Annotated in this window: 30 protein-coding genes; 17 read left to right on the plus strand and 13 right to left on the minus strand. The window is 54.4% G+C overall.

Annotated features, from left to right (window positions below; genetic code table 11):
- Nucleotides 1-78: 78 nt before the first annotated feature.
- Genes def (AB9F27_RS05440) through fmt form a run of 3 tightly spaced genes read left to right on the plus strand, consistent with a single transcriptional unit; the run spans nucleotide 79 to nucleotide 2,009 of the window.
- Nucleotides 79-600, plus strand: a complete 522-nt coding sequence (def, locus tag AB9F27_RS05440) for a peptide deformylase (RefSeq protein WP_335583785.1) — start codon at nucleotides 79-81, stop codon at nucleotides 598-600.
- Complete coding sequence (gene def / locus AB9F27_RS05445) at nucleotides 597-1,094, plus strand: peptide deformylase (protein WP_335583784.1); 498 nt, start codon at nucleotides 597-599, stop codon at nucleotides 1,092-1,094. The genes def (AB9F27_RS05440) and def (AB9F27_RS05445) overlap by 4 nt, the downstream gene beginning before the upstream one ends.
- Nucleotides 1,095-1,109: 15 nt before the next feature.
- Complete coding sequence (gene fmt / locus AB9F27_RS05450; RefSeq protein WP_335583783.1) at nucleotides 1,110-2,009, plus strand: methionyl-tRNA formyltransferase; 900 nt, start codon at nucleotides 1,110-1,112, stop codon at nucleotides 2,007-2,009.
- Between the two features lie 10 nt (nucleotides 2,010-2,019).
- Here the strand turns inward: fmt and rnhA are convergent, their stop codons facing one another.
- The 4 genes from rnhA to AB9F27_RS05470 form a co-directional block, all read right to left on the minus strand.
- Nucleotides 2,020-2,478: a ribonuclease HI gene (gene rnhA / locus AB9F27_RS05455; RefSeq protein ID WP_335583782.1), complete on the minus strand. Its 459-nt coding sequence runs from the start codon at nucleotides 2,476-2,478 to the stop codon at nucleotides 2,020-2,022.
- The gene (locus AB9F27_RS05460) at nucleotides 2,471-3,064 is read right to left on the minus strand and encodes a class I SAM-dependent methyltransferase (protein ID WP_335583781.1); all 594 of its coding nucleotides are present in this window, start codon (nucleotides 3,062-3,064) and stop codon (nucleotides 2,471-2,473) included. Before AB9F27_RS05460 ends, rnhA begins: the two co-directional genes overlap by 8 nt.
- Nucleotides 3,061-4,011 carry a 4-hydroxy-3-methylbut-2-enyl diphosphate reductase gene (gene ispH / locus AB9F27_RS05465; protein ID WP_335583780.1) on the minus strand — a complete coding sequence of 317 codons (951 nt, stop codon included), beginning with the start codon at nucleotides 4,009-4,011 and terminating at the stop codon, nucleotides 3,061-3,063. Before ispH ends, AB9F27_RS05460 begins: the two co-directional genes overlap by 4 nt.
- 119 nt (nucleotides 4,012-4,130) lie before the next feature.
- Nucleotides 4,131-4,712 carry an NYN domain-containing protein gene (locus AB9F27_RS05470; RefSeq protein WP_039001819.1) on the minus strand — a complete coding sequence of 194 codons (582 nt, stop codon included), beginning with the start codon at nucleotides 4,710-4,712 and terminating at the stop codon, nucleotides 4,131-4,133.
- 99 nt (nucleotides 4,713-4,811) lie between these two features.
- Between AB9F27_RS05470 and folK the strand changes: the two genes are divergently transcribed.
- The 11 genes from folK to recO all read left to right on the plus strand — a co-directional run bounded on the left by folK (nucleotide 4,812) and on the right by recO (nucleotide 13,523).
- Nucleotides 4,812-5,405 (plus strand): 2-amino-4-hydroxy-6-hydroxymethyldihydropteridine diphosphokinase, encoded by a 594-nt coding sequence (gene folK, locus AB9F27_RS05475; protein ID WP_335583779.1) that lies wholly within the window; start codon nucleotides 4,812-4,814, stop codon nucleotides 5,403-5,405.
- Nucleotides 5,406-5,481: 76 nt separating this feature from the next.
- Nucleotides 5,482-5,838, plus strand: coding sequence for a DNA-directed RNA polymerase subunit omega (gene rpoZ, locus AB9F27_RS05480; protein ID WP_039001820.1), 357 nt, complete (start codon nucleotides 5,482-5,484; stop codon nucleotides 5,836-5,838).
- Between the two features lie 25 nt (nucleotides 5,839-5,863).
- On the plus strand, nucleotides 5,864-7,987 hold the full coding sequence (locus tag AB9F27_RS05485) for a bifunctional (p)ppGpp synthetase/guanosine-3',5'-bis(diphosphate) 3'-pyrophosphohydrolase (RefSeq protein ID WP_335583778.1): 2,124 nt from the start codon (nucleotides 5,864-5,866) through the stop codon (nucleotides 7,985-7,987).
- 22 nt (nucleotides 7,988-8,009) lie between these two features.
- On the plus strand, nucleotides 8,010-8,657 hold the full coding sequence (locus AB9F27_RS05490) for a DUF2062 domain-containing protein (RefSeq protein WP_039001822.1): 648 nt from the start codon (nucleotides 8,010-8,012) through the stop codon (nucleotides 8,655-8,657).
- 42 nt (nucleotides 8,658-8,699) lie between these two features.
- Nucleotides 8,700-9,449: a pyridoxine 5'-phosphate synthase gene (locus tag AB9F27_RS05495; RefSeq protein ID WP_335583777.1), complete on the plus strand. Its 750-nt coding sequence runs from the start codon at nucleotides 8,700-8,702 to the stop codon at nucleotides 9,447-9,449.
- A gap of 40 nt (nucleotides 9,450-9,489) precedes the next feature.
- A complete protein-coding gene (acpS, locus tag AB9F27_RS05500; RefSeq protein WP_335583776.1) occupies nucleotides 9,490-9,894 on the plus strand; it encodes a holo-ACP synthase in 405 nt (134 codons plus the stop codon).
- A 76-nt stretch (nucleotides 9,895-9,970) separates the two neighbouring features.
- Nucleotides 9,971-10,753, plus strand: coding sequence for a signal peptidase I (gene lepB / locus AB9F27_RS05505; protein WP_039001825.1), 783 nt, complete (start codon nucleotides 9,971-9,973; stop codon nucleotides 10,751-10,753).
- A 117-nt stretch (nucleotides 10,754-10,870) separates the two neighbouring features.
- Nucleotides 10,871-11,557 carry a ribonuclease III gene (gene rnc / locus AB9F27_RS05510; protein ID WP_039001826.1) on the plus strand — a complete coding sequence of 229 codons (687 nt, stop codon included), beginning with the start codon at nucleotides 10,871-10,873 and terminating at the stop codon, nucleotides 11,555-11,557.
- Nucleotides 11,554-12,465 carry a GTPase Era gene (gene era, locus AB9F27_RS05515; protein WP_335583775.1) on the plus strand — a complete coding sequence of 304 codons (912 nt, stop codon included), beginning with the start codon at nucleotides 11,554-11,556 and terminating at the stop codon, nucleotides 12,463-12,465. The genes rnc and era overlap by 4 nt, the downstream gene beginning before the upstream one ends.
- The gene (locus tag AB9F27_RS05520; RefSeq protein WP_335583774.1) at nucleotides 12,462-12,794 is read left to right on the plus strand and encodes a DUF1491 family protein; all 333 of its coding nucleotides are present in this window, start codon (nucleotides 12,462-12,464) and stop codon (nucleotides 12,792-12,794) included. Before era ends, AB9F27_RS05520 begins: the two co-directional genes overlap by 4 nt.
- Nucleotides 12,795-12,803: 9 nt before the next feature.
- Nucleotides 12,804-13,523, plus strand: coding sequence for a DNA repair protein RecO (recO, locus tag AB9F27_RS05525; RefSeq protein WP_039001829.1), 720 nt, complete (start codon nucleotides 12,804-12,806; stop codon nucleotides 13,521-13,523).
- Here the strand turns inward: recO and AB9F27_RS05530 are convergent.
- The 6 genes from AB9F27_RS05530 to dapA all read right to left on the minus strand — a co-directional run bounded on the left by AB9F27_RS05530 (nucleotide 13,520) and on the right by dapA (nucleotide 18,128).
- Nucleotides 13,520-13,885: an META domain-containing protein gene (locus tag AB9F27_RS05530; RefSeq protein WP_335583773.1), complete on the minus strand. Its 366-nt coding sequence runs from the start codon at nucleotides 13,883-13,885 to the stop codon at nucleotides 13,520-13,522. The genes recO and AB9F27_RS05530 overlap by 4 nt on opposite strands.
- Nucleotides 13,886-13,927: 42 nt before the next feature.
- Nucleotides 13,928-14,485 carry a TetR/AcrR family transcriptional regulator gene (locus AB9F27_RS05535; protein ID WP_335583772.1) on the minus strand — a complete coding sequence of 186 codons (558 nt, stop codon included), beginning with the start codon at nucleotides 14,483-14,485 and terminating at the stop codon, nucleotides 13,928-13,930.
- 113 nt (nucleotides 14,486-14,598) lie between these two features.
- Entirely contained in the window at nucleotides 14,599-15,783 is a 1,185-nt protein-coding gene (locus AB9F27_RS05540) for an amino acid aminotransferase (RefSeq protein WP_335583771.1), read from the minus strand.
- A 1-nt stretch (nucleotide 15,784) separates the two neighbouring features.
- Entirely contained in the window at nucleotides 15,785-16,639 is an 855-nt protein-coding gene (gene sseA, locus AB9F27_RS05545) for a 3-mercaptopyruvate sulfurtransferase (protein WP_335583770.1), read from the minus strand.
- A gap of 47 nt (nucleotides 16,640-16,686) precedes the next feature.
- Nucleotides 16,687-17,169, minus strand: coding sequence for an SsrA-binding protein SmpB (smpB, locus tag AB9F27_RS05550; protein ID WP_335583769.1), 483 nt, complete (start codon nucleotides 17,167-17,169; stop codon nucleotides 16,687-16,689).
- Nucleotides 17,170-17,255: 86 nt separating this feature from the next.
- Entirely contained in the window at nucleotides 17,256-18,128 is an 873-nt protein-coding gene (dapA, locus tag AB9F27_RS05555) for a 4-hydroxy-tetrahydrodipicolinate synthase (RefSeq protein WP_335583768.1), read from the minus strand.
- A 158-nt stretch (nucleotides 18,129-18,286) separates the two neighbouring features.
- Between dapA and AB9F27_RS05560 the strand changes: the two genes are divergently transcribed.
- Nucleotides 18,287-20,233, plus strand: a complete 1,947-nt coding sequence (locus AB9F27_RS05560) for a lytic transglycosylase domain-containing protein (RefSeq protein WP_335583767.1) — start codon at nucleotides 18,287-18,289, stop codon at nucleotides 20,231-20,233.
- Here AB9F27_RS05560 and AB9F27_RS05565 read toward each other — a convergent pair.
- Both AB9F27_RS05565 and mnmD read right to left on the minus strand, forming a co-directional pair.
- Complete coding sequence (locus tag AB9F27_RS05565) at nucleotides 20,208-21,098, minus strand: DMT family transporter (protein WP_369757601.1); 891 nt, start codon at nucleotides 21,096-21,098, stop codon at nucleotides 20,208-20,210. The genes AB9F27_RS05560 and AB9F27_RS05565 overlap by 26 nt on opposite strands.
- Nucleotides 21,095-21,775 (minus strand): tRNA (5-methylaminomethyl-2-thiouridine)(34)-methyltransferase MnmD, encoded by a 681-nt coding sequence (gene mnmD / locus AB9F27_RS05570; protein ID WP_335583766.1) that lies wholly within the window; start codon nucleotides 21,773-21,775, stop codon nucleotides 21,095-21,097. The genes AB9F27_RS05565 and mnmD overlap by 4 nt, the downstream gene beginning before the upstream one ends.
- A 61-nt stretch (nucleotides 21,776-21,836) precedes the next feature.
- On the opposite strand from mnmD, the gene AB9F27_RS05575 reads away from it, so the two are divergent.
- Both AB9F27_RS05575 and AB9F27_RS05580 read left to right on the plus strand, forming a co-directional pair.
- Nucleotides 21,837-22,889 carry an FAD-binding oxidoreductase gene (locus AB9F27_RS05575; protein ID WP_335583765.1) on the plus strand — a complete coding sequence of 351 codons (1,053 nt, stop codon included), beginning with the start codon at nucleotides 21,837-21,839 and terminating at the stop codon, nucleotides 22,887-22,889.
- A gap of 93 nt (nucleotides 22,890-22,982) precedes the next feature.
- Nucleotides 22,983-24,635, plus strand: coding sequence for a thiamine pyrophosphate-binding protein (locus AB9F27_RS05580; protein ID WP_335583764.1), 1,653 nt, complete (start codon nucleotides 22,983-22,985; stop codon nucleotides 24,633-24,635).
- Here the strand turns inward: AB9F27_RS05580 and AB9F27_RS05585 are convergent.
- A complete protein-coding gene (locus tag AB9F27_RS05585; protein ID WP_335583763.1) occupies nucleotides 24,632-25,630 on the minus strand; it encodes a polyprenyl synthetase family protein in 999 nt (332 codons plus the stop codon). The two genes, AB9F27_RS05580 and AB9F27_RS05585, sit on opposite strands and share 4 nt — an antisense overlap.
- Nucleotides 25,631-25,635: the final 5 nt, after the last annotated feature.

Below are 25,635 nucleotides of genomic sequence, written 5' to 3' on the forward strand. Positions count from 1 at the left end.
TAAAGCTATCGAAATGAAAGGCAGTTGCAAGGGGGTAGAAAGATTGCAACGGCGCGCATCATGCCCTAAATGACAAATATGAGCATACGTCCAATTCTTATCCATCCCGATCCGCGCCTCAAAAAGACTGCTGAGGCCATCGAAACCGTCACGCCAGCGTTGAAATCCCTCGCGGAAGATATGCTTGACACGATGTATAACGCGCCCGGTATTGGCCTTGCCGCGCCGCAAATCGGCATTTTAAAACGTTTGATCGTTTTGGATTGCGTAAAGGAAGACGGCGCAGACCCCGAACCTATGATTATGTTCAACCCTGAAGTGGTGTGGAAATCAGAGGCGCTCAACACCTATGAAGAGGGTTGTCTCTCGATTCCCGAGCAATTTGGCGATGTTGAACGCCCCGCCGAAGTTGGCGTGAAATGGATCGATGCCGAAGGGGCCGCACGTGAGGCGAAGTTTGATGCGCTTTGGGCGACCTGTGTGCAACATGAAATTGATCATTTGAATGGTACATTGTTCATTGACTATCTCAAGCCTTTGCGCCGCCAGATGATCACGCGTCGGATGCAGAAACTTAAACGTGAGAGGGCGCGCGAATGAGTGTTCGCCCGTTCGTTGCGTGGCCCGATAAACGCCTGCGCACCGTTGCCCAATCGGTGGCCGAAATTACCGATGCCACCCGTGCCATTTGGGCTGATATGGTTGAGACAATGGAAGCGATGCCCGGTTTGGGGCTTGCTGCCGTTCAGATCGGCGTGTTGCAACGCCTTGCCGTTGTGGATTGCTCTCAGGAACGGGGGCAGGTTGTTTTGCTCGCCAATCCCGAGGTTTTGCATGCCAGTGGCAAGATGCGCGACCACGAAGAAGCCAGCCCAAATTTGCCCGGCGTTTCGGCGACGATCACCAGGCCACGCGCCGTGACTGTGCGATTTTTGAATTCCGAAGGCCTTGAAGAAGAGCGTGATTTCGTGGGCGTCTGGGCAACTTCGGTTCAGCATCAAATCGACCATCTGAATGGTAGAATGTATTTTGACCACCTGTCAAAAATGAAACGAGACATGCTGCTGCGCAAGGCCAAAAAACTGCAAGGCTAGCGAGAGGACACTGCTATGCGCGTTATTTTCATGGGGACACCAGAATTTTCGGTTCCCGTCCTTGAGGCTTTGGTTACTGCGGGGCACGAGATCGCCGCAGTGTATTGCCAGCCACCGCGCCCTGCCGGACGTGGTAAAAAAGACCGTCCTAGCCCCGTGCAACAAAAAGCGGAAGTCCTTGGCCTTGAGGTGCGCACGCCTGTTTCCCTCAAAACGCCCGAAGCCCAAGAGGACTTTGCGGCGCTTGGGGCGGATATCGCCGTTGTGGTTGCCTATGGATTAATCCTGCCGCAAGCCATTTTGGATGCGCCGAAAAAGGGATGCCTTAATATTCACGCGTCGCTTTTGCCCCGTTGGCGCGGAGCGGCACCTATCCATCGGGCGATTATGGCGGGTGATCCAGAAACGGGCATATGCATTATGCAGATGGACGCGGGCCTTGATACCGGCGCGGTTTTGTTGCGCGAAGCGACGGCCATTGGTGTCGAGGAAACGACCGTGCAATTGCATGACCGTCTTTGCGAAATAGGCGCGCGCCTGATTGTGACCGCACTCGAAAAATTGCCAAAACTTGAAGCCGTTGCGCAATCTGATATTGGCGTAACCTATGCCTCGAAAATCGACAAATCCGAAGCGCGGATTGACTGGGGCCAAAGCGCCGAAGAGGTTGACCGTAAAATCCGTGGTTTGTCGCCCTTTCCGGGAGCATGGTGCGACGTGAGCGGCGAGCGCCTCAAGCTTTTAGCATCTCGTACGAAAGTGGGTGCGGCCCCTGCTGGAACAGTTTTGGACGGTATGACAATTGCCTGTGCGACGGGGGCGGTTGAAATCCTTTTGGCGCAGAGACAGGGTAAAAAACCCATGTCTCCAGCCGATATTTTGCGCGGCCTTACCCTGCCAGAAGTGCTGATCTAGGCCCGAAAATCTAGCGCTTTTTCTTGAAAGGTTCCATGCCTTGGCGGGCAAGTTCGTCGGCGCGTTCGTTTTCTGGGTGGCCCGCGTGGCCTTTAACCCATTGCCACGAAACGTCGTGACGGGCGTTTGCCGCGTCTAAACGCTTCCAAAGGTCTTCGTTTTTTACGGGTTTTTTGGCCGCAGTTTTCCAGCCGTTTTTCTTCCAGCCAAAGATCCATTTCGTGAGGCCATCTTTGACATAATTGCTGTCGGTCACGAGGGTAAGCTTTGACGGACGCTCCAGCGCTTCGAGGGCGCTAATCGCTGCCATAAGTTCCATGCGATTGTTCGTGGTATCGGCGGCCCCGCCACAAAGAGGGCGTTCTTTGACAACGGTTTTGCCTTCGCGGGCAATGAGAATAGCGCCCCAGCCACCCGGCCCTGGATTTCCACTGCAAGCGCCGTCGGTATAAGCATATAGTTCAGACATGGGCGGTTATAAGTATCCAAGGTGCAGTGACGCCATCCAGTCCCACGTCTTGGCCAAAGGCACAGCGCGAGATTTGAAAGCCGACGTTTGTTAAAATGTGGTCGAGTTCTTCTTGGGTATAAAGCGCATAAAACCGGCCAATGCCATCGCGAATTTCTGCTGTTCCGGTTTTCATTCCAAGATGCAGATGCCCTGTGGGTTTTAGGGCGCGGTGGAGGGCCACGAGGTGCCGTGGTAAATCAGCTTTGGAGGCGTGGAGAAGTGAGAAGTTCGCCCAAACGCCGTCGTAAATATCATCGCCGGAAATGTCGTCAAAGGTCGCGAGTTGCGCTTCAACACCATGAAGTGCGCGTGCCTGTGCAATCATGGCAGGGCTTGCGTCGCGGGCGTCGACGTTCAAACCTGCGGCGATCATGCGGGCCGATGCGCGCCCTGAGCCACATCCCAAATCCAAAACGGTTGCGCCCATTGGCAGTCGTGCAATGAACGCGTCTAGGGCGGGGAAGGGCGCGTCTGTTTCCACCATTTTAGCGTAGTCGCTGGCGCGGGCTTCATAGACGGCGAGGGTTTCTTTGTCGACGCTCACACGGCCTCGCGCAACACGCGGGGGACCTTAAACTCAACGTTTTCTTCGGCTGTTTCAACGAATTTTACGGTGACGTCATAGCGGGTTTTGAAGGCGTCGATGACCTCATTGACCAGAATTTCCGGCGCACTCGCACCTGCCGTCACGCCGACCGACTTGATGCCCTCAAGGGCACGCCAATCGATGTCATGGGCACGCTGAACAAGTTGCGCATAGGAGCAGCCAGCTGCTGCTGCAACCTCTACAAGGCGTTTGGAATTGGAGCTGTTTGGAGCGCCGATTACAAGGATCGCGTCCGAACTTGGTGCCATCGCCTTGACCGCTTCTTGGCGATTGGTCGTGGCGTAGCAGATGTCTTCTTTGTGGGGGGCAATGATGGCGGGGAAGCGCGTTTTGAGGGCTTCTACGATGAGGGCCGTGTCATCGACTGAGAGCGTTGTTTGCGTAATATAGGCCAGCTTTTCAGCGTCGCGCACAACGAGGTGCGCAACGTCTTCGGGAGTTTCCACAAGGAGCACTTCGCCCTCGGGCAATTGCCCCATTGTACCGACGGTTTCGGGGTGGCCTTTGTGGCCAATCATGACCATTTGCAAGCCGCGTTCGGCATGGCGCTCGGCCTCAATGTGAACTTTGCTCACGAGGGGGCAGGTCGCATCGACAAACAACATGTCGCGGGCTTGGGCGGCGGCAGGTACGGATTTTGCAACGCCATGCGCCGAAAAGATAACGGGACGATCATCGGGACATTCCGCCAGAGTTTCGACAAAGACGGCCCCCTTGGCCCGAAGCTCATCTACAACATATTTGTTGTGGACGATCTCGTGGCGCATATAAACGGGCGCGCCCCATTTTTCGAGGGCCATTTCGACGATTTTGATCGCACGTACAACCCCCGCACAGAATCCGCGCGGTGCGGCAAGATAAAGGGTAAGGGGAGGTTTTTGCATGGGAGCCTCATTGGTTGATTTCCCAGAGGTATGCGTTCGTGCGTTATTGGTAAAGAGGCGCGTGGGTAAAAAGCATCAGCTTGAAACGAAAACCGGGGCCCAATGGACCCCGGTTCAGTTTATTCTTGCTCTGCCATCATCGTCGGAGCCGCATCTTCTTCAGAGTTGGGCTCACGAGGTGGGCGCCCAACCACATCCTTAAGCTCATCAAGTTCGATGAAGTTGTCGGCTTGACGACGCAACTCGTCCGAAATCATCGGAGGTTGGCTGCGGATTGTCGAAACAACCGAAACACGCACGCCTTGACGCTGCAAGCTCTCAACGAGGGGGCGAAAATCACCGTCCCCCGAAAAGAGAACAACATGGTCGACATGTGGTGCAAGTTCCATGGCATCAACAGTGAGTTCGATGTCCATGTTGCCTTTGACTTTCCGGCGCCCCATGGAATCAGTATATTCCTTCGCCGGTTTTGTCACCATCGTGAAGCCGTTGTAATGAAGCCAATCTACGAGCGGACGAATGGGCGAATATTCGTCGTTTTCAAGCAGGGCCGTGTAGTAAAAGGCCCGAAGTAGTTTTCCCCGGCGCATAAATTCTTGACGCAAGAGTCTATAGTCAATGTCAAACCCAAGTGATTTAGCAGCGGCATACAGATTCGAGCCATCAATGAACAACGCCAGTCGTTCGTCTCGATAAAACATAAAATATGTCCTTCCAAAAATACTTTGCTCTGGTTTCCGTGAGTGAGTGATTAGGATATTGTGCGAGCAAAGGTTATGTAAATTTAAGGATTTTAACGAATGCCGCAACCCACAGAGTGTCACAATGCTGAAACAATAGGCATAGTATCCTTGGGTTCGAACGTTATTACGCCGCAATTTCAACCGCTAGAGCGATTGCGGCGCGCCTTGGTTGATTTAGGTGACGTAGGGATAACTCTTAAAAAAACCAGCCAATTTTATCACTCACCGTTTTTTCCCGCGAATCAGGGGGCGGATTTTGTGAATGCAGTTGCCGTGGTCTCGGGGCCACTTATCGCGCGAGAGGTTCTGAGCCGGTTGCACGCTATCGAGGCTAAACATGATCGTACGCGTGAAAGCAGGTGGGCTGACCGCACTTTGGATATTGATCTCATCGCATGGGGAGACGGAATTCAACCTGATGTGGAAACCTTCTCATACTGGCGGGATTTGCCAATGGAGAGGCAAAAAGCACTGACGCCGGACCAACTCATCTTGCCCCATCCACGGCTGCAGGATCGCGCCTTCGTTCTGGTGCCGTTAAACGACGTTTTTCCGACTTGGAAACACCCCGTGACAGGCGAATCAGTCGCCGAGATGCTGAATGCTCTATCAGAAAGCGAAAAATCCGCTATTATTCCCCTTAGAACCTAGGGTTTTCGGGCTTGTCATTGCCGCGTCAAGCTACTAAATAGACCTCTTCTAAACCCCGATTTGCATTGGAGTGCCCATGGCCCGCGTTACGGTTGAAGATTGCGTTGATAAAGTTCCTAACCGCTTTGAGTTGGTGATGCTTGCATCCCATCGCGCACGTGAAATTACGGCTGGGTCTGCGATCACAGTTGATCGCGACAATGACAAAAACCCCGTGGTTGCGCTGCGTGAAATCGCAGATGAGACACAGTCCGCTGAGGATTTGCGCGAACGGATGATCGAGAGCAACCAAACTCAGATCGAAGTCGATGAGCCTGAAGCTGACGATATGGCGTTGTTGATGGGGGCTGAGCCTGCTGACAAACCAGCTGAGGACGATATGTCTGAAGAAAACTTGCTGCGCGCTCTTATGGAAGCGCAAGGGCAGCAATAAGCAAGACGCGAAAGAGGCGGACTGGATGATCGAAGTCGACGACCTGATCCAACTGGTCCGCAACTACAATCCAAACACTGACGAAGCCAAGATCGCCGCGGCCTATGCCTATGGCCGCGAGATGCACGTCGGTCAAATGCGTCAGTCGGGCGAGGAATATTTCACACATCCCGTTTCTGTTGCCGCAATTTTAACCGAGCAACAATTGGATGATGCCACGATCATCACCGCCCTGCTGCATGATACGATCGAAGACACCAAAGCCACCTATTCAGAAATTCAGGAACTGTTCGGAACGGAAGTTGCCGAGCTTGTGGACGGCGTTACCAAGCTGACCAACTTGCAGCTTTCCAGCAGTGAAACCAAACAGTCCGAGAATTTTCGCAAGCTGTTTATGGCGATGTCTAAGGACATGCGCGTCATCCTGATTAAACTCGCAGACCGTCTCCACAATATGCGGACGATCAAGGCGATGCGCGCAGAAAAACAGGCCCAAAAAGCGCGCGAAACCATGGATATTTTTGCCCCCCTCGCAGGCCGCATGGGGATGCAATGGATGCGCGAAGAGTTGGAAGACTTGGCTTTCCGCGTACTCAACCCCGATGCGCGCAATTCGATCATTCGCCGCTTTGTGATGTTGCAGCGTGAAACGGGCGACGTGATCCAAAAAATTACCCATGACATTCGTACGGAGCTTGAGGCGGAGGGAATAGAGGCCGACGTTTATGGTCGAGCGAAAAAACCCTACTCAATCTGGCGAAAAATGGAGGAAAAGGGCATAGGTTTCTCGCGCCTTTCCGACATCTATGGTTTCCGCGTTATTACGCGGCAAGACGCAGATTGTTATCGGGTTTTGGGGGCTATTCACCGACGGTGGCGCGCGGTTCCTGAACGGTTCAAAGATTACATTAGTCAGCCAAAATCAAATGGTTACCGATCGATTCATACCACTGTCTCGGGGCGGGACGCCAAGCGCGTTGAAGTTCAAATTCGCAGTCGCCAAATGCACGATGTTGCCGAAAGCGGCGTCGCGGCGCATTGGTCGTATCGCGATGGTGTGCGCACCGAAAACCCCTTCGCCATCGATCCGGCGAAATGGATTTCCGGCCTTGCCGAGCGGTTTTCCAACGCCGAGGATCACGACGAATTTCTAGAGCATGTGAAGCTCGAAATGTACTCGGATCAGGTCTTTTGTTTTACACCAAAAGGCGCGGTTGAGAAATTACCTCGTGGCGCGACACCGCTTGATTTTGCCTATGCCATCCACACGCGCATTGGCGATAGTTGTGTGGGTGCCAAGGTGGACGGATTACGCGTACCGCTTTGGACACGCCTTAAGAACGGACAATCGGTTGAGATTATAACGGCCGAGGGTCAACGCCCGCAAGCGACTTGGTTGGATATTGCGGTCACTGGACGGGCCCGCGCCGCAATCCGTCGGAGCCTTCGCGTCGAAGATCGGGATCGGTTTATTAAGCTCGGGCGAGAACTTGCCCGCGTTGCGTTTGATCATATTGGCAAGCGCGCCACAGAAAAAACGTTGCAGCGCGCCGCGGTCCAGCTTGGCCTTGCGAATTCTTCAGAACTTCTCGCACGTTTGGGCAGTGCCGAACTTTCCGCAAGTGACGCCGTTTCCATCGTCTTCCCTGAACTAGCGGCTAGTTCGGGTGATGAAATTGACGTGGCGCGCGCCGTTGTCGGCCTGTCCCCTGGGCAAAGTTTTCGCCGCGCGAAATGTTGTCAGCCTGTTCCGGGCGAGCGCATCGTCGGGATCACATATCGTGGCGAAGGTGTTGTTGTGCACGGCATCGACTGTCCGGTGTTGTCCGAATATGAAGAGCAAACTGATCGGTGGGTTGATCTTCATTGGCACTCTGGGCGCCACCCCGCCGTGCATACGGTGACGATAAATATTACCATTACCAACGACGCTGGCGTGCTGGGACGCATGTGCACACTAATTGGAGCGCAAGGTGCAAATATCTCGGATATGCACTTCTCGGACAAGAATTCAGATTTCTTCCGCCTTCTGATAGATATAGATGTGCGGGACGCTGAACACTTGCACATGGTGATGAATGCCTTAGAGGTCGAAGAGAACGTTGCTTCTTTGAAACGTCATCGCGATCCGTCGCGTAAACCGGCCTAGAGCTAAGACAGAGGAACGCAACTTGGTTTTTAAACGCCGTGATAGACGCCCCATATGGCAGGCCGTCGCGGATTTCTTTTATCCCAAGGGCGGCTGGTCGCGCGCGTTTCGCTACGTTCGGCATCGGCTTCACAGGCTACCCGACCCCCCGCATAAAATTGCGCGCGGGTTGTTCGCAGGTGTTCTCACAAGCTTTACCCCATTGTTTGGCATGCATTTTCTGATTGCTGTGATTTTGGCCAAACTTATGCGCGGTAATATTATGGCCGCGCTTCTGGGCACGTTTTTCGGCAATCCGCTCACCTTTCCAATTATCGCACCACTCTGCATTCAACTTGGAAAATGGATGCTGGGCCACCCGTTTCGTCAGCCCGACCAAGCGGATCTTTTGGCGAGGTTTTCGGCAGTAGGCCGAGAAATTAAAACGAATATTTGGGCAATTTTTACCGATGCAGAGCCGCATTGGTCCAGTATTGATGGGTTTTACCACTCCTTGTTCCTACCGTATTTGATTGGTGGTATTATCCCAGGGATCATCTCTGGTGTGGTTGTGTACTACCTTTCGGTGCCCTTGATCGCGGTCTATCAAAAGCGTCGGCGTGGGCGGCTTAAGAAAAAACTTGATGAGTTGCGCAAGAAGGCGGCAAAGAAGGCTGACGGCTCGGCTTGATCTCGTTAACGTGCTGCGTAAATCGGTTTAGGGAATCACGAAATGGCGCAAGTAGAGAAACTTAGATTAGGTATAAATATCGACCACGTCGCGACGGTGCGTAATGCTCGCGGCGGGGACACACCTGATCCCGTACGCGCCGCAGTTTTGGCACAGCAAGCGGGTGCCGACGGCATCACAGCACACCTGCGCGAAGATCGCCGCCATATTGGTGATGCCGATATTGACGGGTTGATGGAAGCGCTCTCGATTCCGTTGAACTTTGAAATGGCCGCGACGAAAGAAATGCAAGATATCGCGCTTCGTCACAAACCGCATGCCGTTTGTATCGTGCCGGAAAAACGCGAAGAACGCACGACTGAGGGGGGGCTCGAAGTTGCCCGCGAGGAAAATGCACTGGCGCATTTTATAGCTCCTTTGCGGGATGCGGGCTGTCGCGTTTCTATCTTTATCGCCGCAGAGCCACGTCAAATCGAAGCGGCCCACCGCATTGGTGCAGCCGTTATTGAGCTGCACACTGGCGCCTATTGTGATGCCCACGCCGAAGGGCGCTTTGACGTTCGCGATGTTGAACTTGAGCGCTTGCGGGAAATGTCTCAGTTTGCCCATTCGCTGGGTCTTGAGGTGCATGCGGGCCATGGGCTGACCTATGAAACCGTCAAACCGATTGCCGCGTTCCCCGAGGTTGTCGAGCTTAATATCGGCCACTTCCTGATCGGTGAGAGCATCTTTCGTGGCCTAACGCCCGCCATGGCGGAAATGCGGCGGTTGATGGACGAGGCAAGAGCTTGAGCGATTGCATTGTGGTAAGTGACGGCAAAGTGGTGCCCCAATGATACTGGGGATCGGAAGCGACCTCGCGAATATCGAGCGTATTCAAGGGACTTTGGATCGGTTCGGCGACCGTTTTAAAAATCGCGTTTTTACCGAAGTTGAGCAAAGAAAAGCTGAGCGACGGCGCGATGTTGCTGGCACTTATGCCAAGCGCTGGGCTGCCAAGGAAGCTTGTTCCAAGGCGCTCGGAACGGGGCTTGCCATGGGCATCAGTTGGAAAGATATGGCCGTGAGCAATCTTCGCACTGGTCAACCGGTGATGGAAGTAACCGGTTGGGCCAAAGAGCGGCTCGCGGAAATGACGCCCGCGGGACACACGGCGATCATTCACGTCACCTTAACCGACGACCACCCTTGGGCACAGGCGTTCGTTGTGATCGAAGCACACCCAAATAATGTGTAAACGCGGCTAAAACTTGACACTCAACCGCGCGGGCCGCATGTAGCGCTAAGATATTTTGAACAGAACAGGCACGAAAATGAAAACCATCGAGAAAAAAGAAGACGGCATTCTGGAAACTGTGAAAACCGTTTTTTGGGCGCTGATCATCGCGGGCATTTTTCGGACCTTGTTTTTTCAACCATTTTGGATTCCGTCGGGCTCGATGAAAGACACGCTTTTAATCGGTGACTTCCTATTTGTGAACAAAATGGCTTATGGGTATTCGCGCTATTCCTGCCCCTTTTCTGCCTGTCCGATTACGGGGCGCATTTTGGGATCTGAACCCGATCGCGGCGATGTGATTGTGTTCCGCCACCCGACATCAGGCGTGGATTACATTAAGCGTCTTATCGGCCTTCCTGGCGACAAGGTTCAAGTGATCGATAGTGTTGTGTTCATCAACGACGAAGAGGCGGTTCAGGTTCCTGATGGCCTATTTGTAGAAAACTATGCGCCACAAGGCTCCGCTGGTAATTTGCCTGCATGTATTACTCGCCCCGGCCCTGACGGCGAGTGTGTGAAAGATAAATTCCTTGAAACGCTTCCCGGCGGTGTGACCCACTCAATCTTGAATTTCACCGATCAACAGTTGGATAATACGCAAGCGTCTATTGTACCCGAAGGGCATTATTTCTTTATGGGTGACAACCGCGATAATTCGAGTGATAGCCGCGTTCCGCAGAATGCTGGTGGTGTTGGTATGGTACCGTTTGAAAATCTGGTTGGTCGTGCAGATCGGATTGTTTTCTCGTCGGCAGGGAAATCGTTGTTTGCATTTTGGACATGGCGCGGCGACCGTTTCTTTAAAGCGGTTGAATAACGCGACACTTGTCTTGTGTGGTTTAAACTTGGTCTAGAAACTGATAGGCCATCCCATCGCCCGTGGAGCGATTCCAAAAGGCATCTCGTGAGGTTTTAGTAATTTGAAGGACGATCGGTGAAAATAGCCGCAGAATTAAAGGCCTTTTGCGCCCGAATAGAGCATGATTTTGCAGACCCCGCCCTATTGTTGCGGGCTGTGACGCATAGCTCGATGTCCTCAGTTACCCGTGATGATAATCAGCGAGACGAGTTTCTTGGGGACCGTATCTTGGGTTTGGTGATCGCCGAGGCCCTGCTGCAAGCGGATAAAAATGCCAGCGAAGGCGTTCTTGCGCCGCGTTTCAATGCGCTCGTGCGCAAAGAAACCTGCGCCGATGTCGCGCGTGAAATTGGCCTTGGAACCGTTTTAAAGCTTGGCCGTTCGGAGATGATTTCCGGTGGCCGTCGCAAAGAAGCCCTTCTTGCCGATGCCATGGAAGCCTTGATCGCGGCCGTTTATCAGGACGCCGGATTTGAGGTGGGCCGTGCGTTTGTTTTGCGTCACTGGGGTAAACGTATCACCACTGTTGAGGCTGACGCGCGCGATGCAAAAACTTCGCTCCAAGAGTGGGCACAGGCTCGCAAACAGCATCCCCCAAAATATGTCGAGATCGCGCGCTCAGGCCCCGATCACGCCCCGATTTTTACAATAGAAGTTCAGCTTCAAAGCGGCGACGCCTATCGCGCGACCGCTGGATCAAAACGGCAAGCTGAACAAGCCGCTGCCACCGCGCTGCTCATGCAGCTGGAAGGAAAGTCATGACCGAAAAACGCGCCGGATTTGTTGCCCTGATTGGCGAACCAAACGCGGGAAAATCCACACTTCTTAACTTCATGGTTGGGGCCAAAATCTCAATCGTAACGCATAAGGTTCAAACGACCCGAACCCGTATTCGCGGCGTAGCCATCGAAGGCGATAGCCAGATTGTCTTTATCGACACGCCGGGCGTATTTCGCCCCCGTCGCCGTCTGGACCGCGCAATGGTTGCGGCCGCTTGGGGGGGCGCTGCCGATGCCGAGGTTGTGGTGTTGTTGATTGAGGCGAACCGTGGTTTGACCGAGGGCGTTGCCATGATGCTCGAAACCCTCTCTGAATTCGCAGATGGCCGCCGCATTGCGCTTGCGATCAATAAAATTGACCGCGTTAAGGCCGAAACCCTCCTTGGTTTGGCCGCCGAAATGAACGAAAAATTCCCCTTCACCGAGACGTTCATGATCTCAGCTGAAAAAGGTCACGGGGTTGGCGCGTTGCGCAAGTGGCTCGCCGATGAAATGCCTGTTGGCCCGTGGCTTTACCCCGAAGACCAAATTGCCGATCTTCCGTTGCGGATGATCGTCGCCGAAATGACGCGCGAGAAACTGACTCTGCGGATGCATCAGGAATTGCCGTATCAGCTGACGGTTGAAACGGAAAAATGGGAAGACCGCAAAGACGGATCGGTGCGCATTGATCAACTGATTTACGTGATGCGCGACGGCCACAAAGGCATCGTTCTGGGCAATAAAGGCGAGTCGATCAAAGCCATCGGGACCGCCGCCCGCGAGGAGATGGAAGCCTTCCTGGATCGCAAAGTGCATCTGTTTCTTCAGATTAAAGTACGGCCAAATTGGCTCGAAGAATCCGAGCGTTACGACGAAATGGGTCTGTCCTTCAAAGATGGGAACGTATGACACGCCTCACGGCAGATTTTTGGGTCGCGGCGTATCTGACGCGGCTTCGACTTAAGGATATTCCAGCGTTTGTGACCTCAAAAGGGGACACAACCGCTGGGGCCGTGCTGGTGAAGCTCAATACCCTCGATGGTCAGGCTGAGGTTTTTCAGAAAAGTTTTGACCTGATGACAGGTGAACGGGCTTGGATTTCCCTCCGCAAGGGGGATGAACCCGGCGTCGATAAAGCGATTAAAAAACAATGCAGTTTTGATCCAGACCTTTGGGTGATCGAAGTCGAGGACCGCGCCGGTCGTCATTTGCTCGACGAACCGGGATTTGCGGACTAGTTTAAGCGCATGGAATGGCGTGACCAAGGCACAGTATTGACGGTTCGTCGGCACGGGGAAACCTCCGCGATTATCGACGTGCTTACGCCGGAGCGTGGGCGCTATACAGGCGTTGTGCGTGGCGGGACGAGCCGCAAGCTTGCACCCATTCTCCAGCCGGGAGCCGAGCTATCTCTGACGTGGCGCGCGCGATTGGAGCAGCATATGGGGGCGTTTACAGTCGAGCCCATTCGGACGCGCGCAGCCCTTGTGATGGACGACCGATTGGCCCTAGCAGGGCTCAACGCGATCACCGCGCTCTTGGCTTTCTGTCTCCCTGAACGAGAGCCGCATAAGCCAATATATTCGGCGTCTATATCCCTCTTGGATTTACTGTCCATGACAGACGCGTGGCCGCTTGCCTATCTCAGATGGGAGGCGGACTTACTCGAGGAAATGGGGTTTGGTATGGACTTGCGCCGCTGTGCTGTGACGGGCAGTCGTGACGATCTGATCTATGTTTCGCCTAAATCTGCGCGGGCGGTCAGTCGTGCAGGGGCTGGGGAATGGGCCAGCCGTTTATTGCCATTGCCACAATGCCTCTTGGGGCAAAGCTCGGTGACGGATGAGGAAATTATGCAAGGTCTAGAAACGACGGGATATTTTCTAAAGAACCGTTTGGCGGTGGCTCTCGGTGATAGAGATTTGCCCGCCGCGCGCCAAAGATTGATCGACCTTTTGAAGCGCTAGTCACCCTTAAAAACCATTTCGCCGCCCTCGTCGTTAGTCAGGATCAGTGTGTCGCCGGCGACCTCGGCGATCGTCATTGCCGCAAGTGCTGTGAAATACGCGCTTTCTTGGTCCATGTCGGCACAGGCCATTTTAGTGCTTCCGAAGTCTTCGAGTGCGAACCACGGATAGGGCGCTGTTTGCGCGCCAAAGTAGGCATTACAGGGGGCTTCCCCCGCAATTTCCCCTTCTTCAGGAAAAGTCAGATTCGCCGAGGCCGTAAATGCGACGCCATTTAGGCTTTCTAAAACCCATGTGACGCCAGTGGCGCTGTAGCCGCTGATCGTTTCATCCCCTTGGCAGGAGGATAGTCCGAATAACATTACAAAAACGGCACGTATCATCGCCCAAGATTGCCACCAAACTTAGCTTTCGGCAAGGGCGACAATTGTTGCAAGCAGGCTGGTCAGGGCGGAGCGATCTTGATCGAAATTTCCAGTCGAGAGGGCCTTTAGGCCGATCATGGTCGCATAAATGGCTCGGGGAAAATCAGGATTGGTCAGGTCGAGTTCAGCAAGAATTTCGGCCAGATCGTTGATCCGATTTTGATCGACGCGCGCGAGTGTTTCTTGGGCCATTTGGTCTTCGCGTGCCCAAGCGCGCATTGCGAGTTCTGCGTTTGCAAAGAGCGCATTAGGAGCGCTCGCCGGTTCCTGAGTATTTGCAAGTGCGAGAAGGCGCTCTGCGGGTGTGCTTGAATTCGCGGGCTCTGAAAGCTGAGTTGTATTGTTCTCCCAATATCCCAAAAGTGCGGTTTTATAGTCCGCTACATCTTTGAAATGCCAGTAGAAAGATCCCTTTGTGGCCCCAATATCGCGGGCAAGGCGTTCGGCACGCAGGGCTTGTGGGCCGCTGGTCGTCAGTGAATGGAGGCCCAGAACGAGCCAATCTTCGATGGTGAGGCGCTTGGGTTTTTCAGCCATAAGTGAGCGTACGATGTCGTATACTACTGCGCAACGACAATCGACAACGTACGCTTGCGTATGGAGTGGAAGCGTCGGGCACCCTTTTGGAAATGCCCGACGGGTGTTCTAGCTTAGATGCCTACGTCAATGATTGCTTTCGCAAGGATCGAGGCGGATTCTTCGTTCAGGCCAGCGATGTTCATACGGCTGTCACTGACCATGTAAATGCCGTGTTGATCACGCAGTTTGGCGACCATTTCAGGCGAGGTTCCAAGGCGTGAAAACATGCCGCGATGTTGAGCAAGGAAACCGAAGCGGTCAGAATTGGCAAGTGTTTGCAATTCTAGTGCCAATTGTTTGCGCAGGGACAACATATTCAAACGAACTTCTTCAAGTTCCGCCTGCCAATCTGCACGCAATTCCGGATCAGTCAGAATCATCGTCACCAAACGTGCGCCGTGGTCGGGGGGGAAGCTAAAGTTTTGGCGATTTAGGAACGCCAAGTTGCCCTGTGTGACGGCCGTGTTTTTTGGGTCCTCACTAATGGCCATTAGGATGCCTGTGCGCTCACGGTAGACGCCGAAGTTTTTGGAACAACTTGCGGCAATCAGGCATTCTGGCATTTCAGAGGCCACCATCCGCACGCCAGCAGCGTCGTCTTCGAGACCGTCGCCAAATCCCTGATAGGCGATGTCGATCATCGGTGTTGCGCCTGTCTCCTGAAGGATGGAAATCACCTCAGCCCATTCAGGGAGGGTCAAATTTGCGCCAGTTGGGTTGTGACAGCAGCCATGCAACAACACGACATCACCGGGTTTTGCGTTGGCCAAATCTTCGGCCATCCCTGAAAAATCAACACTACCAGTTTCGGCATCAAAGTAGCGATATTCCCGCATGGAAAGCCCGACGTATTTGACAATAGAGGGATGGTTTGGCCATGTTGGATTCGAAAGCCAAATTGTCGCGTCAGGGCTCATCATTTTGATGAGTTCCATAGCTTGGCGAATAGCGCCCGTGCCACCCGGTGTGGCAGCCGCTGCGATACGATCCCGAGCAACCGACGTGCCAAGGACGAGGTCAATCATTGCATCGTGAAACGCAGGATCCCCCGCGAGGCCCGTGTAAGACTTCGTGGTTTCGCGCTCCCAGAGTTGCTTTTCAGCGATTTTTACGGCGCGCATAACGGGCGTGTTGCCGCTCGCGTCCTTATAGACGCCGACGCCGAGATCGATTTTGGTGTCGCGCGGATCAGCGCGATACATGCCGACCAGTTCAAGGATTTTGTCTGCGGGTTGTGCGGTTAAGTTGGTGAGCATTCTAGGCCCCTGTTTCAGCTTTGAGATAATCGAACATGCCCCATTCGGCCCAAGAACCGTCATAAAGCGCGTGGTTTCGGTGCCCGATCACTTCGAGCGCCAGAGAGAGAATCGCGGCAGTCACACCAGACCCGCAGGTCGTAATCGCGGGGCGCGAAAGGTCCACACCGGCTGCTTGGAAAACGGCCTTGATCGCGGTGGGGTCCTTCATTGTGCCATCGGGTTTTAACAGGGTGGCATAATGCACGTTGCTTGAATTTGGGATATGTCCCGCGCGCAGGCCGTTGCGTGGCTCGGGTGAATCGCCGCGAAAACGGGCGGGACTGCGGGCGTCAATGATCTCGTGGTCCTCAAGTTTGGAGGCCGAGGCAACCTGCGTTACGTCGCGCACGAGGTGGTTTTGTCGTGAGGTTGTCATATGGCGGTCGCGAACAATTGGCGGGCTGTCGTCCACGGGGTGGCCTTGGGAAATCCACTTTGCCAAGCCGCCATCCAGCACGGCGATATCGGTCTTGCCCATCAAGCGGAACAACCACCATATGCGGGCCGCCGAAAACAAGCCTGCTCCGTCGTAAACCACAACTTGATGCCCGTCACCCACGCCCATCGCGCGCATGCGACTCATGAATTTCTCAACGGGGGGCGCCATATGGGGCAAGGCGCTGCGCTGGTCCGAAATCTCTTCGATGTCGAAAAACCGGGCGCCTGGAATATGGGCTTTGTCGTACTCGGCTTTGGGATCGCGCCCCATATCGGGCAGGTACCATGAAGCATCCAGAATGCGCAGGTCAGGGTCGTTCAAATGCTGGGCGAGCCAGTCCGTAGACACGAGCGTTTTGGGATCATTATATGGCATTGGTACCCCTTAATCTTCTACTCTACAGGCTGCGTGATCGGGCCATGTTAGCCGCGGTCTCGCAATATGCGTTGTTGTTGGCGGCCCCAGTCGCGTTTAGCGTCAGAGGCACGTTTGTCGTGATTTTGCTTGCCTTTACCGACGCCGATTTTGATCTTCACATGGCCTTTATGGTTGAAATACATCACCAGTGGAATAAGCGTCATCCCCTTGCGCGATGTTGCCTGCCAGAGGCGCACCAATTCTTTCTTTTTAACCATTAGTTTGCGGCGACGTTTCTCGTCGTGTCCCCAAGTAACGGCCGGTTTGTAGGGCGCGATATAGCTGTTCACGAGCCAGAGTTCGTTATCCTCAACGGCGGCATAGCTTTCGGCGATGTTACTTTGACCAATGCGCAAAGACTTGACTTCAGAGCCTTGCAATATAATGCCGCACTCAATGTCGTCCTCAATCGCGTAATCATACCGCGCGCGGCGGTTTTCAGCGATGATTTTGTAGTTTCTGTCTTCAGCGGTTTCTTTTTTAGCCATGGGAATGATCTAATGTGCGTGGTCTAGGATGTCTAGATGCGCGAGGAAATGTCCCGCCGAAAGAAATCCATCGGCGGGAGAGGGATTTAGGCCAAAATACCAGCGAATTGCATTGCAGCTTTGATTTGCAGCTTTGTGTCGTCCAACAGGCCGGTCAAAGGCGAGCGCACGTCTTCGGTGCATTTGCCCAAAAGCGACAGCGCATATTTTGCACCCACAAGGCCTGGCTCGACAAAGAGCGCGGTGTGAAGCGGCATCAGGCGGTCTTGAAAGGTTAGCGCTTTGGCGAAATCGCCTTGTGCCAGCGCTGCTTGAAATTCCGCACAGAGGCGCGGCGCGACATTGGCCGTCACCGAAATACAGCCAACGGCCCCATGCGCATAATACCCTAGCGCCATAGCGTCTTCGCCCGAAAGCTGAACAAAATCAGCGCCACAGGTTCCGCGATTTTCGGAAATCCGCGACACGTCGCCTGTGCTATCTTTCACGCCGATGATCATGGGCAACTTGCTCAATTCACCCATCGTTTCCGCCGTCATATCCACCACAGAACGACCGGGGATGTTATAGATGACGATCGGCAAACCTTCTTGGGCCGCTGCCGTGAAATGGGCGATCAAGCCACGCTGTGTGGGTTTGTTGTAATAAGGGGTCACAACAAGGGCCGCGTCGGCGCCAACGTTCTTGGCGAATTGCACAAAGCGGGTCATTTCGGTGGTATTGTTGGAGCCAGCGCCCGCAATCACAGGAATACGCCCCGCGCTCGCTTTTACAACGACCTCAATAACCATTTCGTGCTCTTCGTGGCTTAACGTGGGGCTTTCGCCCGTTGTACCCACAGGAACAAGGCCCGTTGAGCCTTCTTCGATGTGCCACTCAACCAAATGTTTGAGCGCGTCGAGATCCAGTTGGCCACCCTTAAGCGGCGTCACCAGAGCGGGAAGGGAACCCTTGAACATGACACGTCTCCTTTTTGATTGAGGGCGCGAGTCGCCCTGATGATCGTGTGTAATCGCGGCGGAACCTAGCCGCCTCACGGGCAATTGCCAAGTTGTGTGTTGCTGATGGATGCGAATCCGTTAAACTTTATCAAAATAGATCCAAAAAGGACGATATCGTGCGGCAAATCCATCGAGTATTTTTTTCTACCCTTCTCACATTAGTTGTAACGTCTCAATCTGTTGCGGCGCAGGCCAACACAGCTTTGGCACAGGCCATGGATTTGGTGCGTGTACAGGATTGGCCCGCGGCCGAATTTGCGGCAAAGCCTGCGGGGGCCACAGCGCAAACAATTGTTGAGTGGCACTACCTCAGGGCTGGCAAAGGGACGTTGGACGAATACGAAGCCTTTTTGCGGGATCACGCGGATTGGCCCGGAATGCCGTACCTAAGCGAACGCGGCGAAAAAACGCTGTACACCGACACGTCGCCGCAACGGGTTCTCGCGTATTTCAAAACCGATGGTCCGCAAACGGGCACGGGGGCTCTCGCCTATGCTGCGGCCTTGTCCAAAACGGGGGAAACCTCACGCGCCTCTGCAACGATAACCGATGCATGGCGCACAATGCCGCTTACTTCGGCCGAGCAACTCGCGTTTTTAGCAACCTATAGCGACCTGCTGAAACCTTATCATCAAGAGCGCATGGATATGCTTTTGTGGCAGGGGGCATCAAACGAAGCCCAAGCCCTTATGCCCTATGTGAGTGACGGCTGGCAGAAACTGGCTGCCGCTCGGATTGGGTTACGTCAGCAAGTTGATGGAGTGGATGGGATGATTTCCGCCATTCCAGTTGGCTTGGCCAGCGATCCGGGTTTGGCCTATGAGCGCTTTGTTTGGCGCGCCCGCAAAGACCGCTATGACGATGCCCTCGTGCTTTTGAATGAACGCTCTAATTCGGCAGCATCACTGGGACGGCCCGAAGAATGGGCGCGTCGTCGTGCCCTGATTGCGCGGTACGAAATGCGCGCTGGACGCTATGAGAGTGCCTATACAGCCGCGTCCCGACATCACCTATCACAGGGCGATTATTTTGCCGATTTGGAGTGGCTTTCTGGCTATATCGCGCTGCGATTCCTTAACCGACCTTCCGATGCGCTAAAGCATTTCAAAGCGTTCCAAGCCGGAGTGGATTCCCCGATTAGCCTTGGACGAGCTGGTTATTGGGAGGGGCGTGCCCATGAAGCAATGGGCGACGCGACTCGTGCGCAGGCGGCTTATGTCTTTGGTGGTGGCTTCCAAACCAGTTTTTACGGCCAACTTGCAGCGCAAGAAGCGGGAATGGCGATGGACCCCGCCCTTTTGGGTCAGGAAAAATTCCCCGATTGGAAAACCACAAGCTTTGCCAACTCCAGCGTGTTTAAGGCAGGGCAACTTCTCGATGACGCAGGTGAAAGTCGCATTTCGGCACGGTTTATCTCGCATCTTGCCGAAAGCCTTAATCGCAGCGAACGCGGCGCGCTTGCGGCATGGGCCATCGAAAACGAAAATCCGTATACTGCGCTTCATGTGGCTAAGCGCGCCGCACAATTTGGCGATACCTTGCACGCGTCCATGTACCCAATGCATCCTGTTGCCACAAAATCACCCCTCGTGGTTTCACCAGAATTGGCGCTCGCTATTTCCCGTCGCGAAAGTGAATTCAATTCACGGGTGGTGTCTGGCGCAGGGGCGCAGGGCCTGATGCAAGTCATGCCCGGAACGGCGGAACTTGTGAGCAAAAAGATCGGGATCGAGTATGAACCGTCAAAAGTTTTGAGTGATTGGGATTATAACGCGACGCTGGGAACCAACTATTTGGCGGGGCTCATTGAGGAGTTTGGCGACAACGTGATCCTTGTTTCTGCGGGGTACAACGCAGGGCCCGGACGCCCGCGTCGCTGGCTTTCTGAACGGGGTGATCCGCGGGCTAACAGTGCGCAAGTTGTCGATTGGATCGAACATATCCAATATGACGAGACACGGAATTACACCATGCGTGTGTCTGAGGCTCTGTTGCCCTATCGGGCGCAATTGGCGGGAAAACCCCAAAACATACGGCTTATTGAGGATTTAACACAGCGTTAGATTTGCGCCGTTCGCGCCAAAAGGTAAACAGGCCAGCCGCGATAACAACGGAGACCCCGATCGCTACGTTGACGGGCAATGTTTCGCCCAGAAAGAAGATGCCCGCCATCGAAGCAAAGACCAATTGCAGATAGGCAAACGGCTGAACTGCGCTGGCTTCGGCAACCTCATAGGTGCGGATCAAAAGCCAGTGCCCCAAAGCGCCAGAAACGCAGAGCACCGCCATCCAGAAATAATGGGTGGTGGTCATGTTTTGCCAAAACCAAACGCCCACGGCAGATGAGAAAACTATACCAACGGTTCCCGTCCAGAAAAAGCTAGTCGCCGCGGTGTCCTTGCGCCCTGCATAGCGGGTAAGCAGGCTGTAGAGCGCAAAGCCAATGGCGGCAACGAGGGGAACAATGGCCGCAGGCGAGAACACTTTTACGCCGGGTTGAAGGATGATTACGATGCCGACAAATCCAGCCATGATGGCGAAAACACGTGGCCAACCAACTTTTTCACCCAATATAGGCCCCGATAGGGCGGCGATAATCAGCGGGTAACTCGCAAAAATCGCGTGACTTTCCACAAGCCCCAGCAGAACAAAAGCAAGCACCATGACGTTGATTTGCGCGCTGAGCAGCAGGCCACGGATGATTTGTACAACCGGTTGTTTGGTTTTCGCCACGGCCCGAACGCCACCAGGTTTGCGCGCGGCAATTGCCACAACAAAGGCCGCAAAAAACCAATAGCGGATCATCACAACCATCATCACATTATACTCACTCGCCAAAACACGCGAAATCACGTCTTGGAGGGCAAATACAAAGGTTGTCGCCGTCATCAATATAATGCCAAGGCGGGTGTCTGATCGTTGAATCATGTGAGGGTATCCAGTCTTCCGATGCTCATGTGTCGTTTGCGGGCATAGCCTTTGACGCGCTCGACCGCGAAGCCCCCCTCGGCCAGCCCTTTGCGAACAAATCCGGCGGCGGTATAGGTTGCAAAGGTTCCGTTGGGATGGGTGTGATCGGCGACGGCCGACATAAGGTTGGCTTCCCAAAGTTCGGGGTTTTTCGCAGGTGAAAACCCGTCCAAAAACCACGCGTCCGCCTTGTGGGGCCACTTGGGGAGGGTCTCTCGCGCATCGCCGATTATAATTTCGGCGTGCAGGTCAGGGAGGTCAATCGTCGTCTTCCCATCGGCGAATTGCGCCAAAATCGGAGGGGCCACGCGTAGGGCCTCTGGAAAGGCCCGCAATGCACGCTCCATTTCGGCGGCTGTCATCGGGTAGGCTTCAAAACTTGTGAAGCGCAGGGGCGTGGTCCTGCCCGCTTCGCGCCATGAAAGGAGTGCCGCACAGAGATTAAGGCCCGTACCAAACCCAAGTTCAGCGATTTGAAACCCCTCGCAAAACCGCGCGGGGAGGTCATTTCCGCCTAAAAACACGTGCCGTGTTTCCTCAAGCCCGTTCCCAAGCGAGAAATACGGATCGTCAAAGCGCAACGACACTGGGATTTCATCATCGCGCCATTCCAAATCTGCTTGCTGGTTCTTCATGCACGATTGTCCTAAACACGGGCGAGAAACCGGAGAATGTAGAAGGGCGCGGACTTTGGCAATGGTAGAAATAACAGTAATGGGGGCGGGCGCGTTTGGCCTGTCTGTCGCCTATGTTTGTGCCAAGGCGGGCGCGAAAGTTCAAGTTGTTGAGCGGGCCTCGGTCGGGGCAGGGGCCAGCGGTGGCGTCGTTGGCGCCCTTGCACCACATACGCCCGAGCGCTGGGAGACCAAAAAACAGTTTCAATTCGAAAGCCTCTGTATGGCGCCCGCGTTTTGGCGCGGGGTCGAGGAGGTGTCAGGTTTTGCGACGGGCTATGGCCGCGTAGGACGCCTTCAGCCGATTAACACCGCCCGCATATTGGAGCTGTCCCATGAACGCCACGAGGCCGCCAAGGAGTTCTGGCACGGCGAGGCAAGCTGGGATGTGGTTAAGGCCGAAGAACATGCTGGCTGGGCGCCGGAAAGCAAAACGGGGTACCTCGTGCATGATACGCTTTCCGCGCGCTTGCATCCGCGATTGGCGACCATGGCATTGGCACAGGCGGTGACAAAGCTTGGTGGTGAAATAATCCTTGGCAAAGACGTGCCGCAAACGCCCAGTACGAAAGTCATTTGGGCAACGGGCGTCGCGGGGCTTTTTGCAATGGCCAAAGAATTCGACGCCCCCATCGGCAATGGCGAAAAAGGCCAAGCGGCGCTTTTGGGATATGACGCCACAGGCAAGAACCAGCTGTTCTCAGATGGAATTTACGTTGTTCCCCATTCCAATGGAACAACCGCGATTGGCTCGACAACTGAGCGATATTTCGACGACGCTAATGCATCAGATGACTTGCTCGAAGACCTCATCGCGCGGGCATTTACTGCGTTTCCGATGCTAGCACAGGCTCCTGTGATTGAGCGTTGGGCCCGCGCGCGGCCACGCTCCTTTACCCGTGCGCCTATGATCGGTGCCTATCCCGGACGTCCGAATAATTTTATCGCAAACGGAGGGTTTAAAATTGGCTTTGGCATGACCCCAAAACTCGCGACAACTCTTGCCGAGCTTGTTTTGAACGGGAACGATACAATCCCCGATCATTTTCGCGTTGAGGCCAATTTGGCGGGCTAGATGCGCCTCATTGCACATAATTTTCTTGAGGCTTGCACCCCAGTGAAAACTCCAGCAAAGTCGCTGCGAAACGCAATGAAATGGGCACATAGAATGAAACGTCACGGTGGAAAAATTCTCGTAGATCAACTGGTTGCCCAAGGCGTGGAGCGAGTTTTTTCTGTTCCGGGGGAAAGCTTTTTAGCCGCGCTGGATGGCCTGTACGAAAGCGGTATTGAAAACCACGTTTGCCGCCAAGAAGGCGGCGCTGCAATGATGGCCGAAGCGCAGGGTAAGCTCACAGGCAAGCCTGGAATCGCTTTCGTGACGCGCGGACCAGGTGCGACAAATGCCGCAGCGGGCGTGCATATCGCACGTCAAGATAGCACGCCGATGATCCTATTTGTCGGGCAAATCGCCCGAGGGCACCGCGATCGGGAAGCGTTTCAGGAAGTAGATTATAGGGCCGTTTTTGGGACACTCGCCAAATGGGTGACGGAGGTGGATCAAATCGAGCGCCTCCCCGAATACATCAGTCGCGCGTTTCATGTCGCAACCTCCGGACGGCCCGGTCCTGTTGTTTTGGCTTTGCCCGAAGACATGCTCAGTTCGGTTGCGGACGTTCCAGATATTGCACCCATTGCCCCCCGTCTAGTCGGTGTAGCTGATGCTTCGATTGCGGCAATTCGCACTGAAATTGCCCGCGCCAAACGCCCTTTGATAATCCTCGGTGGTAGTAAATGGTCTAAGCAGGCAGCAACCGATATCGCGCAGTTTGCAAAGGCCTCCGACCTGCCTATTGCTGTTGATTTCCGCCGCCAAGATTACATCGATAACCGCCACCAAAACTACATTGGCGACTTGAATGTTGGCATCAATCCCGCGCTAAAAACACGTCTTGCAGAGGCTGATCTTTTGGTCATTCTCGGGGCGCGTTTGGGCGATATAGCGACATCAGGGTATACAACAATTGACCCCACCAACATCACCACGCGCATTGTGCATGTGCACCCCGATCCCGATAGTTTGGGACAGGTGTACCGCCCTGATTTGGGCTTGGTTGCGGACACGAGCGAGGTTGTTGCCGCACTTGCGGCTTGCCCCCCGATTGCGGGTCCTTGGAGTGAGTGGCGCGCAGCGGCCCGTGCCGATTATGAGGCATGGTTGAAACCCAAAACAACACCGGGTGACGTGAAAATGGAAGAGGTCATCGCGCATCTTTCTGAAGTTCTCCCTGAGGACGCGATCCTGACCAATGGCGCGGGCAATTATGCGGCCTTCCTGCACCGCTACTTTGTTTACAAACAGCACGGAACCCAACTGGCTCCAACTTCTGGGAGCATGGGGTATGGCTTTCCCGCAGCCATTTCCGCAGCGATTTCCTTTCCGGAAAAAACAGTTGTGTGCCTTGCAGGGGATGGATGTTTTCAGATGACCTGCAACGAGTTTTCAACAGCCATGCAGTCGGGCGCAAATGTCATCACGATTGTCGCCAATAACGGGCGGTATGGGACCATTCGGATGCATCAGGAAATGCACTATCCCGCGCGGGTTTCTGGAACGAATTTGATCAATCCCGATTTCGCCGCTTTTGCGCGCGCCTATGGCGGACACGGCGAAGTGGTTACAAAAACCGAGGATTTTCCCGCCGCCTTTGAGCGGGCACGAAACTGTGGGACTCCCGCCATTATCGAATTGAAACTCGACAGCGAAGCACTTGCCCCTGGAGCGACATTGAGTGAAGTCAGGGCGCGTGCAAAAGCTTAGTTAAGGCGCTCAACAACATAGTCGGCGATATCGGCAAGCATATCTTTGATCGGGTCCTCAGGAAGCCCGATCAACGCTGACTTGGCTTTCGCAGACCATTGCAGCGCCTCTTGGCGAGTCTCTTGCAGGGAATTGTGGCTGGCCAAAAGTGCGAGGGCAGTGTCAAGATCGCCGTCGCGCTGGTCGCCCTTTTCAATCGTCCGTTTCCAAAAGGCCCGCTCTTCATCGGTCGCTTTTGCAATCGCTTTGATGACCGGCAGGGTGAGTTTGCGCTCACGGAAATCGTCGCCAATATTTTTGCCCGTGGCGTCGCCGCCCCAATAATCCAGCAAGTCGTCGACAATTTGGAAGCAAATGCCCAACGCGTCGCCAAAGTCATATAGGGCGCCGGTGGTCACCTCATTTGCGCCCGCTATAACGCCACCAACTTCTGTCGCCGCAGAAAACAGCGCTGCTGTTTTGCCGCGCACAACTTTGAAGTAAATCTCTTCGGTCGTGGCCAAATCTTGGGCGGCCGTAAGCTGCAAGACTTCGCCCTCAGCAATGGTCGCAGACGCATTTGCGAGAATATCAAGGGCGCGCATATTGCCTGTCTCGACCATCAATTGGAAACTGCGCGCAAAAAGATAGTCGCCGACAAGGATGCTGGATTTATTATCCCACAACAGATTGGCCGTCGGACGTCCACGCCGTTGGCCGCTTTCGTCAACGACATCGTCATGCAGCAATGTCGCGGTGTGAATAAACTCAACCGTCGCGGCCATATGGATGTGATAGGGCCCGTCGTAGCCACAGATTCGCGCCGCCGCGAGAGTTAGCATCGGGCGCAAACGTTTGCCGCCCGCTTCGACCAAATGCGCCGTCACTTCCGGGATGCGAGGCGCGTGTTCGGAGGCCATGCGACGGCGAATCAGGGCGTTTACAGCATCAAGTTCACCCGCGAGCGCATCGCTCAGGCGTTCATGCGGTTTGACCGCAATTTCATCTAATCCCATCACGC

This window comes from Falsihalocynthiibacter sp. CO-5D18, from assembly GCF_041205445.1.
In the GTDB taxonomy this organism is placed as follows: domain Bacteria; phylum Pseudomonadota; class Alphaproteobacteria; order Rhodobacterales; family Rhodobacteraceae; genus Falsihalocynthiibacter; species Falsihalocynthiibacter arcticus.